The following is a 13,007-nucleotide window of genomic DNA, read 5'->3' as shown; positions in this document are numbered from 1 at the left end:
TCATCGCGGGTCTCCCGAGGCCCGCTCGCGCTTGGCCTGAGTCTGCACGTCGTGCTCCTCGTAGGCGGCCACGATCTTGGCGACCAGTCGGTGGCGTACGACATCGTGGCTGGTCAGGTTGTTGAAGCTGATGTCCTTGACGTCCTCGAGGATGCCCTCGACGACCCGAAGGCCCGACTTCTGCCCCGAGGGCAGGTCGGTCTGGGTGGCGTCACCGGTGACCACGATCTTGGAGCCGAAGCCGAGCCGGGTCAGGAACATCTTCATCTGCTCGGGCGTGGTGTTCTGCGCCTCGTCGAGGATGATGAAGGAGTCGTTGAGGCTGCGTCCGCGGAGGAAGGCGAGCGGGGCCACCTCGATGGTCCCCGAGGCCATCAGCTTGGGGATCATCTCCGGGTCCATCATGTCGTGCAGCGCGTCGTAGAGCGGGCGCAGGTAGGGGTCGATCTTCTCGGTCAGGGTGCCGGGCAGGAAGCCCAGCTTCTCCCCGGCCTCGACCGCCGGCCGGCTCAGGATGATCCGGTTGACCTGCTTGGACTGCAGCGCCTGGACCGCCTTGGCGACCGCGAGATAGGTCTTGCCGGTGCCTGCCGGGCCGATGCCGAAGGTGATCGTGTGCTTGTCGATCGCGTCGACGTAGCGCTTCTGGTTGAGCGTCTTGGGACGGATGCTGCGGCCACGGTTGGAGAGGATGTTGAGGCTCAGCACGTCGGCCGGCTTCTCCGTGGTGTCGGCCTGGAGCATGCTGATCACGCGCTCGACGGTCTCGCCGCTCACGCCCTGGCCGGTGCGGATGATCTGGACCAGCTCCTCCAGGACCCGCTCGATCATCGCGATCTCGCTCGGGGCGCCGTGAAGGGTGATCCGGTTGCCGCGCACGTGCACGTCGGCGTCGAAGTGGGCCTCGATGATCCCGAGGTGCTCATCGGCCGGGCCGAGGACGGTCACCATGTCGACGCTGTTCGGAACGACCACGGTGTGTTTGGTCGTAGCGGTGTCGATCGGTTGCGGACTTGGGTGTCGATCGGTCATGGATGCCCGGAGCGGGCCCTTTCTCGTCACGAGGCTGATGCCTCCATGCTACGCGGGCCGTCCGCCCCGTTCCTACTGGATAGTTCCGGCGTCAGGTCGCGAGCAGCGACTCGACGCGCACGGTCTCCTCGGCGAGCTCGTCACGCTCGTCGGGGGTGAGGTCGCGCAGCAGCTTGAGGACCTCCACCTTGCCGTCGACCGGCTTCCACAGACCGATGAGGTGGCCGCCGGCGATGATGACCGAGCCGCCACCACCGAAGGCCCACTCCTTCCGGGTCCCCTCGGCGGTGATCCGCTCCCGGTTGGCGTGCGAGAGCCAGACGTTGTCGAACTTCCCCAGCAGCCGAACCGGAGCATGCTCCTCGCCAGTGGCGAGCGGCGCGTCCGGCACGTCGTAGAGGGTCTTGCCGGCCTCGTCGCGGTAGGTCACCAGGCCCTCGATCCGCTTGACCACCGGGCCCAGTCGCGTCAACGAGGACCACGCGGTGATGTCGGCGGCGGTCGCGGGCCCGAAGGCGAGCAGGTAGCGGCGTACGATCTCGGGGGCCAGGTCCGGGACGACGTCGTCGGCGACCACCGGGGGCACACCGGTCCAGCGCGGCAGCAGGTCGTAGACCAGCCCGCCCGAGCCCTTCCACAGGCCTCGCGGCGGCAGCTGGACCAGCGGCAGCTCGTTGCGCGCCCGCAGGCCCAGGGCCTTGGCCGGGATGCCCGGGAAGTGCTCGACCAGTCCGGCCTCGAGGGAGGCGTTGGGCAGCGCGCCGAGAGCGAGTACGTCCTCGACCGCCGCCGCGAAGCCCTCCAGCTGCGCCGCCGGCCGCACGATCTCGATCCGCTGGGTGTAGAAGTCGTGGACAGGCTGGGCCCACGCCCTGATCAGCGCGGCGTCGGCGGCGGTGTGCATGTGGATCGTCGAGCGCAGCGTGGAGAGCCGGACCAGCGCGCTCGACTCGAGCTGGGCGCTGACCGCGTACGGATCGAACGACTCCAGGCGGGCGGCCAGCGCCATGAAGGGCGGTAGCTGGTCCTGCGCCTGCAGGCCGATCAGGTGCTCGATCATCTCGGCCGGGGTGAGCGAGACCCGCGAGAGCAGGTGCTGGCGGAGCAGGAGGGTCCGGTTGAGCTGCCGTTCGGTGAGGATCACGGTAGCGATGATGTCCTATTCGACGGTGATCCGGGCACCAACTTCCTCCGAAGGCTTCCCCTCGCCGTCGGAGGTGTCGTCGGTGCGGGCGATGAAGAGGTACGTCCCGGGCTCGAGCTCGGAGACGTCGACCGTCGTCGTCCACGGGTAGAGCTTGTCCATCCAGCCCTCCGCGGTCGCGTGACCCTCGAGCACGGTCTCGCCGGATCCGTCACGGATCTCCCACGGCACGTTCGCCTCGACAGAGTTGGCCTTGCCGGAGGCCTCGAAGCTGCCCGACACCGTCGCGCCCTCGGCGGGCGTCACGAGCGTGATCAGCTCGGCGGTGCGTGGCAGCGCCGACGGCTCCTCGGACGGCTGGGCCGAGGTCGCCGGGTCCTCGGCGACCGCGTCGTCGTCGCCGCACCCGCCGGCCAGCACGGCGCAGAGCGCGAGAGCGATGACGAGACCCACCGGACGAGTGCGTGTGCTCCTCATGTCTCCATACTCACTCGCCACCCCCGAACGAGGAACCCACCACGCCGAGGAGTCGGTGGTCAGTCCCAGCGACGGGTGCGGGCCAGCAGGGCGGCGCAGGCCGCCACGCCGGCGGTGGAGGTGCGCAGGACCTCGCCGCCGAGGCGGATGGTGGTGGCACCGGCCTTCTCGAACAGCGCGATCTCGTCGACCGTCAGGCCGCCCTCGGGGCCGACCACGACGAGAATGCTGCCCTTGTCGATGACCGGAACCGCACCCAGCGGGAGGGTGCCCTCCTCGTGGAGGACGACGGCGACGTCGGCGGCCTCGATCATCGAGACGACGGCATCGGTGGTGGCCAACGGCGCCACCTCGGGATGCCACAGCCGGCGGGACTGCTTGGCGGCCTCGCGGGCGGTGGCCCGCCAGCGGGCGAGCGACTTGACCGCACGCTCGCCCTTCCAGACGGCGACCGAGCGGGCCGCGGCCCACGGGACGATGCGGGCAGCGCCGATCTCGGTGACCATCTCGACGGCGAGCTCGCCGCGGTCGCCCTTGGGCAACGCCTGGACCACCGTCAGCGAGGGCTCGGGCGGTGCGTCGCCGAGGATGATCTCGTCGACGCGCACGGTCATCGACCTCTTGGTGGTCTGCGTGATCGTGCCGGTGACGCCCTCGCCGGCGCCGTCGGTGAGCACGACCTCCTCGCCGACCCGGAGGCGGCGTACGACCACCGCGTGGTGGCCCTCGTCACCGCTCACCTCGACCGCGTCGCCAACGCGGGTGCCGGCGAGCGAGTCGACGAGGTGAACGGGAAGGGTCATGACTCAGTATGCCTGTCTCAGTGCCCGTTGAGGGTGTCCTTGAACCAGGAGAAGACGCCGCCCTTGTGGGCCGCCTTCAGCTGCCCCTGGACGGACTCCTCACCGCGCATCTCGGCGAGCTGGCGCAGCAGCGCCTCCTGCTCGAGGTCGAGCTTGGTGGGGGTCTCCACGTTGATGGTCACGATCAGGTCGCCGCGGCCGCCACGCAGGCCGGGCACACCACGGCCACGTAGGACGTGGTCGGTGCCGGACTGGGTGCCGGGCTTGAGGTCGATCTGGATCGAGGCGTCCTCGGGGTCGATCTGGTCGGCACCGTCACCGACGAGGTCGGCCTCGAGCGTCGGCAGGTTGAGCGTGGTGCCGAGCGCGGCCGCGGTCATCGGCACCTTCGCGGTGCAGTGCAGGTCGTTGCCCCTCCGGGTGAAGGTGGCGTGCTTGGCGACGTGGATCTCGACGTAGAGGTCTCCGGCGGGGCCACCGCCGGGTCCGATCTCGCCCTGCTCGGCGAGCTGCACCCGGGTGCCGTCGTCGACGCCCGGCGGGATCTTGACGGTCAGGGTGCGGTGGGAGCGGACCCGGCCCTCGCCGCTGCAGTCGCGGCACGGGTCGGGGATGACGGTGCCGAAGCCGTTGCAGGCCGAGCAGGGGCGCAGCGTGCGGATCTCGCCCAGGAAGGAGCGCTGCACGACCGCGACCTCGCCCTGACCGTGACAGGTCTCGCACGGGATCGGGTGGGAGCCCTCGGCGGCACCCTCGCCGCCACAGGTGTCACAGACGACCGCGGTGTCGACCTTGAGGTCGCGGGTGACGCCGAAGGCGGCCTCGGCCAGGTCGATGTCGAGCCGGATGAGGGCGTCCTGCCCGCGGCGTACGCGGGGACGGGGGCCACGCCCGGCGCCTCCGGTGCCCGCACCGGCGCCGCCGAAGAAGGCGTCCATGATGTCGGTGAAGGAGAAGCCCGCACCCTGCGCACCGAAACCGCCGCCGAACGGGTCACCGCCGCGGTCGTACGCAGCCCGCTTCTGCGGGTCGCTCAGCACCTCGTAGGCGTGGGAGATCTCCTTGAACTTCTCCTGCGACTCCGCGTCGGGGTTGACGTCAGGGTGATACTGGCGCGCCAGCTTCCGGTACGCCTTCTTGATCGTTGCGTCGTCGGCGTCCTTGTCGACACCGAGGAGCTCATAGGGGTCCAACGTGGGTCTTCCTGCCATCGAAGTTCGCTGATCTTCCTTGAATCGAGTCTGCTGCTCAAGCCTCGTCGAGGATCCGGGAGAGGTAGCGCGCGACCGCGCGCACCGCTGCCATGGATCCGGGGTAGTCCATCCGGGTCGGCCCGACCACGCCGAGCGTGGCCAGCGCCTCGTCGCCAGGTCCGTAGCCGGTCGCGACCACGCTGGTCTGCGAGAGCTCCTGGTAGGGGCCCTCGGCACCGATCCGCACCGTGACCAGCCCGCCCGCGGTCGCCTCGCCCATCAGCTTCAGCAGGACGACGTGCTCCTCGAGAGCCTCCAGCAGCGGGCGTACGGCGGTGTCGAAGCTGTCGCCGAAACGGGCCAGGTTGCTGGTGCCGCCGATGGAGATCCGCTCGTCGGAGCGGTGGTCGTTCATCGCCTCGATCAGGGCCTCCGCCACCGCGGACGCGAGCGGATCCCGCGGGGCGTCGTCGGGCTGGTCCGTCGGCTGGGCGATCGTGCGCAGCGCCTCGCCGGCCGCGGCGATGACGACGCCGGCGACCGCCGAGTTGATCTGGGTGCGCAGCGCGGCGAGGGTCTCCTCGGAGACCTCCTCGGTCACCTCGAGCAGCCGCTGCTCGACGCGACCGGTGCTGAGGATGAGCACGAGCAGGAGTCTGGTCGGGGCCAGGGAGACCAGCTCGACGTGGCGGACGGTCGAGCGGCTCAGCGTCGGGTACTGCACCACCGCGACCTGGCGGGTCAGCTGGGAGAGCAGCCGGGTCGAGCGGGTGACGACGTCGTCGAGGTCGACCGCCCCGTCGAGGAAGCCGGCGATCGCCCGCTTCTCGGCCGCGGTCATCGGCTTGACCGTGGTCAGCCGGTCGACGAAGAGCCGGTAGCCCTTGTCGGTGGGCACCCGTCCGGCGCTGGTGTGGGGGGCGGTGATGTAGCCCTCCTCCTCCAGCGCGGCCATGTCGTTGCGTACCGTCGCCGGCGAGACGCCCAGGCCGTGACGCTCCACGAGCGCCTTGGAGCCGACCGGCTCCTCGGTCTTCACGTAGTCCTCGACGATCGCCCGGAGGACGGAGAGCCTGCGTTCGTTCTGCATCTGCGCTCCTATCGTCCTGGCTGCCTGGCACTCATTCCGTGCGAGTGCCAATCCTACCGGTTCGTATCACAGGAACCAGTTTCCGGTGGCCGCTCCGTTCTGTGGCACGGATTACTTCTCTCGCCATCGAGATAGCCTTAGGTTAGGCTGACCTTAGAGCCATTGCTTCACTGCTTCCGCCCCACTGGAGAGTCCCATGATCGCCGACGATCTGCTGGTCCGCATCACGGCCCACGCCAACGACGAGCACCAGGCCGACCTGTGCCGTTCGCTCTCGGCGCGGCTCGGGCTCCGGCCGCGTCACATCGTGGGCGTACGCCTCTCCCACCTCACCGCGGAGAGCGTCGACGTCTCCTGGATCACCCTCGACGGCGGCCACCACGTGACCTTCCGGTTCCCGCAGACCGCGGCCACGCCGGACGAGGTTCTCGAGCAGCTCGGGCGCGTGCTCACCGGTTCTCGCTGCTGAACCTTGTAGCGTTCCCCGGATGAGCGATCGCTACGGCTCCGACGTCCTGGCCGGCGACTGGAAGAAGCCCAAGCACGGGCGTGCCGTCGAGACTCCCGCCGAGCTGGGTGCGGTGGTGGAGGAGGTCGAGACCGACTTCGTCGGCGAGATCGTGCGGATCGACCGCGACCTGCACACGCTGACCCTGGAGGACCGGCACGGCAAGCGGCGTACGTTCCCACTCGGGCCGGGCTTCTGGCTCGAGGGCAAACCGGTCATCCTCACTCCCCCGGTGACCCGCGCCGCGCCAGCGAAGCCCACCCGCACCGCGTCGGGCTCGGTGGCCGTCTCCGACGTCAAGGCGCGGGTCGCGCGCGAGTCACGGATCTTCGTCGAGGGACGTCACGACGCCGAGCTGGTCGAGAAGATCTGGGGCGACGACCTGCGGATCGAGGGCGTGGTCGTCGAGTATCTCGGTGGCGTCGACGACCTCGCCGACCACCTCGTCTCCTTCCGGCCCAGCCGCGAGCGGCGGGTCGGGGTGCTCGTCGACCACCTCGTCAAGGGCTCGAAGGAGGCCCGGATCGCGGAGTCGATCCGGCGCTCCGCGGTCGGCCAGCACGTGCTGATCGTCGGTCATCCGTTCATCGATGTGTGGCAGGCCGTCAAGCCGGCCCGGCTCGGGCTGGAGGCCTGGCCTTCCGTGCCACGCTCGGTGGAGTGGAAGAAGGGCATCTGCCAGCACATGGGCTGGCCCCACCGTGACCAGGCCGACATCGCCCGAGCCTGGAAGCACATCCTGGGACGGGTCAACTCGTTCGGCGACCTCGAGCCCGACCTGCTCGGGCGGGTCGAGGAACTGATCGACTTCGTCACTGAGCCGGTCTGAGGCTCCGTCAGTAGGACGACTTCTTGGGCATGATGATCCACAGCACGAGGTAGACCACCACCTGCGGTCCGGGAAGCAGGCAGGAGAGGACGAAGGCCAGCCGGATCAGGTTCGAGTTGATACCGAAGCGCTGGCCGAGGCCGCCGCAGACGCCGGCGATCCATTTGTCGTTCTGAGGACGGGAAAGGGTTGTGGTTGCCATGGCTCCACTCTCCCCTGTCGGAGGCTCTTTACCAATCAGGATCACCCCTGATCCTTCGGTCAGGACCAAGGTCCCAGCCTCAGGGCTGCTCAGGGATCCTCAGGGCTGATCAGGGGAGCAGGTCTCGGACGACGGCGTCGGCGAGGAGCCGCCCGGTGTCGGTGAGGACGATCGTGTCGCCGTCGACGGTGATCAGTCCGCGGCGTACCTGCTCGGGGAGGGCGGCGCGGCCCTCGTCGTCGAGCGTCCGGGTCGAGAGCCCGTCGGCGAGCCGCAGCTCCAGGAGAACGCACTCGACCCGGCGGTCCTCCTCGGCGAGGATCTCGCGAGCGTGGGCGGGACTCTGGTTGCTGCCGATGCGGTCCGCGTACGCCTTGGGGTGCTTGACGTTCCACCACCGGGTGCCGCCGACGTGGCTGTGGGCGCCGGGGCCGACACCCCACCAGTCGCCGCCCTGCCAGTAGAGCATGTTGTGGCGGCAGCGCTGGCTCTCGTCGGTGGCCCAGTTGGAGACCTCGTACCAGGTCAGGCCGTGCTTTCGGAGGGTGGCGTCGGCGAGCTCGTACTTGTCGGCCAGGTCGTCCTCGTCGGGCATCTCGAGCTCGCCCCGCCTGACCCGTCGGGCCAGGGCGGTGCCGTCCTCGACGATGAGCGAGTAGGCCGAGATGTGGTCGGGGTTGCTGGCCAGTGCGGTGTCGAGGCTGGTGCGCCAGTCGTCGATCGACTCGCCCGGGGTGCCGTAGATGAGGTCGAGGGAGACCTGCTCGAAGCCCGCCTCGCGGGCCCATTCCACGACCAGCGGGACCCGTTCGGGGTCATGCGTGCGGTCGAGGGTGTGCAGCACGTGCGGGACCGCGGACTGCATACCGAAGCTGAGCCGGGTGAAGCCGCCCTCGCGCAGCGTGCGCAGGTAGTCGAGGTCGACCGAGTCGGGGTTGGCCTCGGTCGTCACCTCGACGTCGCCGGCGAGGCCGAACTCGTCCTTGATCGAGTCGAGGATGCCGGTGAGGTCTTTCGCCGGCAGCAGCGTCGGGGTCCCGCCACCGAAGAAGATGGTGTCGACCGGCTTGTCACGGTCACCGAGCACCCGGCGCGCCAGCCTGACCTCCTCGATGGCCTGGTCGGCGTACGTCTGGCGGCTCACGCCTTCGCCGAGCTCGATCGCGGTGTAGGTGTTGAAGTCGCAGTAGCCGCACCGGACCGTGCAGAACGGGACGTGGACGTAGAAGCCCAGGCCCTTCTCCCCCAGCGTGCTCAGCGAGTCGGCCGGGAGCGACCCGTCGGTGGGGGCGGGATCGCCGGGAGGCAGAGCGGAAGGCACTCCTCCATTATCGGATCCACCTGTCGAAAAGGGTTAACCGCGCCTGATGGGGTGGTGGGAAAATCCTGGGGTGTCCGTCTCGCAGCCAGATCTTCTTCTCGACGATGTTCTCGACAACCCGGTCTGGCACTCGCTGACCGGTGCGCACGCCTCGCTCGCCGAGGGTACGGGGCTCGCTCGTCGCTACCGGCCCGACGTCTCGCCGTTCGCCGCGGTCTCCGACCCGGGTTCGGCTCAGGCATGGCGCGACCTGGCCGCGGCCGTCGGGCCCGGTGGGACCGCGCTGATCACCGGGGCCGCGGGTGTCTGCGGCGAGGGATGGGAGCTGGTCGGCGGCGGCGAAGGGGTCCAGCTCGTCGAGACTGCTCGGGTCACCGCGGCGCCCGATCCCGAGGCGGTCGTGCTCGACGCCGCCGACGTGCCTGAGATGCTCGACCTCGTCGCCCGCACCGAGCCCGGGCCGTTCGAGAAGTCGACCCACACGATGGGTACGTATCTGGGGCTGCGCCACGAGGGCCGCCTCGTCGCCATGGCCGGTCAGCGGATGCACCCGGGCGGCTGGATCGAGATCAGCGCCGTCTGCACCGCCCCCGAGGCCCGTGGGCGCGGCCTCGCAGGCCGCCTCGTCCGCGCAGTCACCGCCGACATCCACGCCCGTGGCGCCCGCGCGCTGATGCACGCCTCGGTCGCCAACACCGGCGCCATCTCGGTCTACCTCGGCCTCGGGTTCGAGGAGCGGCGGCGTACGACCTTCGAGCTGTTCCGCGCGCCCGCCTGACTCTCGCCGAATCGGTAGTTCTGGGGCGCGAGTCTGTAGTTGTGGGCGACGAATCTCTACGTTCGTCGCCCACAACTACAGAATCGGCTCGCCATTTCTGCGGATTCGGGGCGGGGTCAGCGGAAGTCGCGTGAGCGGTGGCGGGAGGCGATGGCTTTGGCGGCCTCGGGGTGAATCTCCTCGAGCGGGGCGAGGCGGTCGGCGACCAGGTTGGTCACGCCGTCGTTGCGCTCGAGGATGCCGCGGATGAGCATGACGGAGGTGGAGACCGCGATCTTGCGGTGCTTCCGCCACAGGCCGGCGGAGCAGACGACGTTGAGCATGCCGGTCTCGTCCTCGAGGTTGATGAAGGTGACGCCGCCCGCGGTCCCGGGACGCTGGCGGTGGGTGACCAGGCCGGCGACGGTGATGCGCCGGCCGGGCTCCGAGGTGGGGAGGTCGCCGATGCTCGGGAGTCCGGCGGCGGTCAGGCCGGCCCGGAGATGGGCGAAGGGGTGGCTGCCGGGGGTCACGCCGGTCGCCCAGAGATCGGCGAGGGTCTCCTCGACCGGGTCCAGACCGGGCAGCGCGGGCGTCTCGGCGGTGAACCGCACCCCTTCGAGCTGGTCCTCGGTCTCGGTCCAGCCCGCCTGCCACAGCGCTTGGCGACGGCTCGATGTGAACACCTCCAAACATCCAGCGGTGGCCAGCGCCTCGAGCTGGGCCCGCTCCAGACCGGCGCGTCTCGACAGGTCCAGGGAGTCCTTGAACGGCGCCTCGGCCCGGGCCTTCACGATCCGCTGGGCGACGTCCTTGCCGATGCCGCGTACGGAGTCCAGACCCAGCCGTACCGCGAAGTTGCCGTCGCGGCGGTGCTCCGGGGTGGGGTCGGGGGTGCCCGGTACCCATTCGGTCTTGGTCCCGTCCAGCCGGCAGTCGTCCTTCCCGGTGGGTGACACCTCGGTGTCGAGCGGCTCCAGGTCGGCGGCGGCCTGACTGCGGATGAGGTCGGGGCGGCGTACCTCCACCCCGTGGCGGCGGGCGTCCTGGGTCAGCGACTGGGGTGAGTAGAAGCCCATCGGCTGGGCACGGAGCAGGCCGGCCAGGAACGCGGCCGGGTAGTGGAGCTTGAACCACGACGAGGCGTAGACGAGCTTGGCGAAGCTGAGCGCGTGGGACTCGGCGAAGCCGAAGTTCGCGAAGGAGAGGATCTGGGTGTAGACCGCCTTGGCGGTCTGCTCGGTCATCCCCTTGGCACGCATGCCCCGGTAGAGCTTTTCCTTGAGCGAGTCGATGCGTTCGACGCCGCGCTTGGAGCCCATCGCCCGGCGCAGCAGGTCGGCGTCGTCGTGCGAGAAGTCCCCGAGCACCCGCCCCATCTCCATGAGCTGCTCCTGGAACAACGGCACCCCACGGGTGCGCTCCAGCACCGGGATCAGCAGCTCGTGGGAGTAGCTGACGGGTTCACGCCCGGTGGCGCGGCGTACATAAGGGTGGACCGCTCCGCCCTGCACCGGCCCGGGCCGGATGAGCGCGATCTCGATGGCCAGATCGTAGAAGCAGCGCGGCTGCAGCCGCGGCAGGGTACCGATCTGCGCGCGCGACTCGACCTGGAAGACCCCGATCGAGTCGGCCCGGCAGAGCATGTCGTAGACCGCCGGCTCCTCCTTGGGGATGGTCGCCAGGGTCCAGCCCTCCCCCAGATGCTCGCGAGCCAGATGCATCATGTGGTCGAGCGCCGCCAGCATCCCGAGCCCGAGCAGGTCGAACTTCACCAGCCCCATGTATTCGGCGGCGTCCTTGTCCCACTGGATCACGGTGCGCTTGTCCATCCGCGCCCGCTCGATCGGGACCACCTCCCCGATCGGCTCCTCGGTCAGCACCATCCCGCCGGAGTGGATGCCGAGGTGGCGTGGCGCTCCGTGGATCTCGGCGGCCAGCGCCAGGACGGGCGCGGGGATGCCCACGTCGTCGGGCGCCTCGACGCGTGAGTAGCCGACATGCTTCGACCAGGCGTCCTGCTGTCCGGGCGAGTGGCCCAGCGCCTTGGCCGCGTCCCGGACCGCCATCTTCGGCCGGTAGCCGACGATGTTGGCGACCTGCGCGGCGTTGCGGCGCCCGTAGCGGTCATAGACCCACTGGATCACCTCCTCACGCCGGTCGGAGTCGAAGTCGACGTCGATGTCGGGCTCCTCCTCACGATGTATGGAGATGAACCGCTCGAACGGAAGCTCGTAGAAGACGGGGTCGATCGCGGTGATCCCGAGCGCGTAGCAGACCGCGGACGCGGCCGCGGAGCCCCGCCCCTGGCAGAGGATCCCCTCTCCCCGAGCGAACTCAACGATGTCGTGCACGATCACGAAGTAGCCCGGGAAGTCCTTGCTCTCGATGACGTCGAGCTCGTGCTCCACGCGCTCACGGGCCTTCTCGACGAACTCCGGGTCGGTGGCGTACGCCTGCGCATAGCGCTCCGCGAAGCCCTCCTCGGTCAGGTGTCGCAGCCGGCTCGCGGCGGTCTCGCCCTCGGGGATCCCGCGCTTGGGCAGCTTCGGGGTGGCCTTGCGCAGGTCGAAGGCACACTCCTCGGCGATCTCGACGCTACGCGCCACCGCCCCCGGGTAGCGCCGGAAGAGCTGCTCCATCTCCGCCCCCGACCTGACGTACGCCACCGGGCCGGCCGGGAGCCAGCCGGCGATCTCGCTCAGGGTGCGCCGGGCGCGGACCGCCGCGAGCGCGTCGGCCACCCGGTGCCGGTCGGGCGTGGCGTAGTGGACGTTGTTGGTGGCGACCGTGGGCAGGCCGGCCTCGCGGGCGATGCCGGCGAGCAGGTCGTTGTCGTAGGCGTCGGTCGGGTGACCGCGGTCGGTCAGCTCGACGACGACGTTGTCGCGACCGAACCTGTCGGTGAGCTCACGCAGCGCCCGGGCGGCGGCGATCGGGCCGGTGCCGGTGAGCGCCTGGCGTACGGCGCCCTTGCGGCAGCCGGTCAGGATCAGCCAGTGGCCGGCTCGAGCCCGGTCGGCGAGCTCGTCGAGGTCGTAGGTCGGCCGGCCCTTCTCGTCGCCGCGTAGCTGCGCCTCGGTGATCGCGCCGGCCAGCTGCCGGTAGCCCTCGACGCCCCTGGCGAGCACCAGGAGATGGCTGCCCTGGGGGTCGGCGATCCCGTTCTGCGGCTTGGTCAGGCCCAGGGACAGCTCGGCGCCGTAGACGGTCAGCAGCCGCTGCTCCCCGTTGGTCGGGCCCAGCTTCTGCGCCGCCTCCGCGAAGGCAGGAGCACCATAGAAACCGTCGTGGTCGGTGATCGCGATCCCGCGCAGCCCCTGCCGGATCGCCTCGGCGACCAGCGCCGACGGCGAACTCGCTCCGTCGAGGAAGGAGAAGTCGGAGTGGGCGTGGAGCTCGGCGTACGGCACCACCGGGCCCTCCGGCCCGCGCACCTCCTCCTCGGTCAGCCGCTTCTTGCGCCGAGAGATCGGGGCGTCACCGTAGGGGTCGCTCGGCGGGCGGCCCGAGAGCCGCCGCTCCAACTCCTTCCAGGGGATCTCGGGGTTGTTCCAGCCCATCAGGCACCCCGGATGTTCATCAAGGTATGCAGGTGAACCGTCACTTCCCGTGCGGAGTTCCGCGAGGGAAGTGACGGTTCGGCTGCAT

12 protein-coding genes are annotated in these 13,007 nt (G+C 69.9%); 3 read left to right on the top strand and 9 right to left on the bottom strand.

Translation table 11 applies throughout. The features are described 5' to 3' along the window. The 6 genes from OG984_RS28810 to hrcA all read right to left on the bottom strand — a co-directional run bounded on the left by OG984_RS28810 (position 1) and on the right by hrcA (position 5,739). Complete coding sequence (locus tag OG984_RS28810) at positions 1–1,032, bottom strand: PhoH family protein (protein WP_328529512.1); 1,032 nt, start codon at positions 1,030–1,032, stop codon at positions 1–3. A 91-nt stretch (positions 1,033–1,123) separates the two neighbouring features. Further along, positions 1,124–2,176 carry a winged helix DNA-binding domain-containing protein gene (locus OG984_RS28805; protein WP_328529511.1) on the bottom strand — a complete coding sequence of 351 codons (1,053 nt, stop codon included), beginning with the start codon at positions 2,174–2,176 and terminating at the stop codon, positions 1,124–1,126. Positions 2,177–2,191: 15 nt separating this feature from the next. Further along, on the bottom strand, positions 2,192–2,653 hold the full coding sequence (locus OG984_RS28800) for a Gmad2 immunoglobulin-like domain-containing protein (protein WP_328529510.1): 462 nt from the start codon (positions 2,651–2,653) through the stop codon (positions 2,192–2,194). Positions 2,654–2,712: 59 nt separating this feature from the next. Further along, the gene (locus OG984_RS28795) at positions 2,713–3,456 is read right to left on the bottom strand and encodes a 16S rRNA (uracil(1498)-N(3))-methyltransferase (RefSeq protein WP_328529509.1); all 744 of its coding nucleotides are present in this window, start codon (positions 3,454–3,456) and stop codon (positions 2,713–2,715) included. 17 nt (positions 3,457–3,473) lie between these two features. Next, the gene (gene dnaJ / locus OG984_RS28790; protein WP_328529508.1) at positions 3,474–4,667 is read right to left on the bottom strand and encodes a molecular chaperone DnaJ; all 1,194 of its coding nucleotides are present in this window, start codon (positions 4,665–4,667) and stop codon (positions 3,474–3,476) included. A gap of 37 nt (positions 4,668–4,704) precedes the next feature. After that, positions 4,705–5,739 (bottom strand): heat-inducible transcriptional repressor HrcA, encoded by a 1,035-nt coding sequence (hrcA, locus tag OG984_RS28785; RefSeq protein WP_328529507.1) that lies wholly within the window; start codon positions 5,737–5,739, stop codon positions 4,705–4,707. A gap of 196 nt (positions 5,740–5,935) precedes the next feature. On the opposite strand from hrcA, the gene OG984_RS28780 reads away from it, so the two are divergent. After that, positions 5,936–6,208, top strand: a complete 273-nt coding sequence (locus OG984_RS28780) for a hypothetical protein (RefSeq protein WP_328529506.1) — start codon at positions 5,936–5,938, stop codon at positions 6,206–6,208. 19 nt (positions 6,209–6,227) lie between these two features. Then, positions 6,228–7,076, top strand: coding sequence for a DUF3097 domain-containing protein (locus tag OG984_RS28775; protein WP_328529505.1), 849 nt, complete (start codon positions 6,228–6,230; stop codon positions 7,074–7,076). A 7-nt stretch (positions 7,077–7,083) separates the two neighbouring features. Here OG984_RS28775 and OG984_RS28770 read toward each other — a convergent pair whose 3' ends face one another. Both OG984_RS28770 and hemW read right to left on the bottom strand, forming a co-directional pair. Continuing rightward, positions 7,084–7,278 (bottom strand): PspC domain-containing protein, encoded by a 195-nt coding sequence (locus OG984_RS28770; RefSeq protein ID WP_040757357.1) that lies wholly within the window; start codon positions 7,276–7,278, stop codon positions 7,084–7,086. A gap of 109 nt (positions 7,279–7,387) precedes the next feature. Then, the gene (gene hemW, locus OG984_RS28765) at positions 7,388–8,599 is read right to left on the bottom strand and encodes a radical SAM family heme chaperone HemW (protein WP_328529504.1); all 1,212 of its coding nucleotides are present in this window, start codon (positions 8,597–8,599) and stop codon (positions 7,388–7,390) included. A 70-nt stretch (positions 8,600–8,669) separates the two neighbouring features. Here hemW and OG984_RS28760 point away from each other — a divergent pair, with 70 nt between their 5' ends. Then, a complete protein-coding gene (locus OG984_RS28760; RefSeq protein WP_328529503.1) occupies positions 8,670–9,377 on the top strand; it encodes a GNAT family N-acetyltransferase in 708 nt (235 codons plus the stop codon). Positions 9,378–9,493: 116 nt separating this feature from the next. Here OG984_RS28760 and OG984_RS28755 read toward each other — a convergent pair whose 3' ends face one another. Next, positions 9,494–12,919, bottom strand: coding sequence for an error-prone DNA polymerase (locus OG984_RS28755; RefSeq protein WP_328529502.1), 3,426 nt, complete (start codon positions 12,917–12,919; stop codon positions 9,494–9,496). Between the last annotated feature and the right edge of the window lie 88 nt (positions 12,920–13,007).

It is taken from the genome of Nocardioides sp. NBC_00368, assembly GCF_036090055.1.
Classification (GTDB): domain Bacteria; phylum Actinomycetota; class Actinomycetes; order Propionibacteriales; family Nocardioidaceae; genus Nocardioides.
This window is presented reverse-complemented; position numbering and strand designations above follow the sequence as displayed.

Excerpts from the sequence above, each read along its gene's own strand:
- OG984_RS28810 (WP_328529512.1), bottom strand. The coding sequence starts at position 1,032 with ATGACCGATCGACACCCAAGTCCGCAACCGATCGACACCGCTACGACC.
- OG984_RS28800 (WP_328529510.1), bottom strand. The coding sequence starts at position 2,653 with ATGAGGAGCACACGCACTCGTCCGGTGGGTCTCGTCATCGCTCTCGCG.
- OG984_RS28795 (WP_328529509.1), bottom strand. The coding sequence starts at position 3,456 with ATGACCCTTCCCGTTCACCTCGTCGACTCGCTCGCCGGCACCCGCGTT.
- dnaJ (WP_328529508.1), bottom strand. The coding sequence starts at position 4,667 with ATGGCAGGAAGACCCACGTTGGACCCCTATGAGCTCCTCGGTGTCGAC.
- hrcA (WP_328529507.1), bottom strand. The coding sequence starts at position 5,739 with ATGCAGAACGAACGCAGGCTCTCCGTCCTCCGGGCGATCGTCGAGGAC.
- OG984_RS28780 (WP_328529506.1), top strand. The coding sequence starts at position 5,936 with ATGATCGCCGACGATCTGCTGGTCCGCATCACGGCCCACGCCAACGAC.
- OG984_RS28775 (WP_328529505.1), top strand. The coding sequence starts at position 6,228 with ATGAGCGATCGCTACGGCTCCGACGTCCTGGCCGGCGACTGGAAGAAG.
- OG984_RS28770 (WP_040757357.1), bottom strand. The coding sequence starts at position 7,278 with ATGGCAACCACAACCCTTTCCCGTCCTCAGAACGACAAATGGATCGCC.
- OG984_RS28755 (WP_328529502.1), bottom strand. The coding sequence starts at position 12,919 with ATGGGCTGGAACAACCCCGAGATCCCCTGGAAGGAGTTGGAGCGGCGG.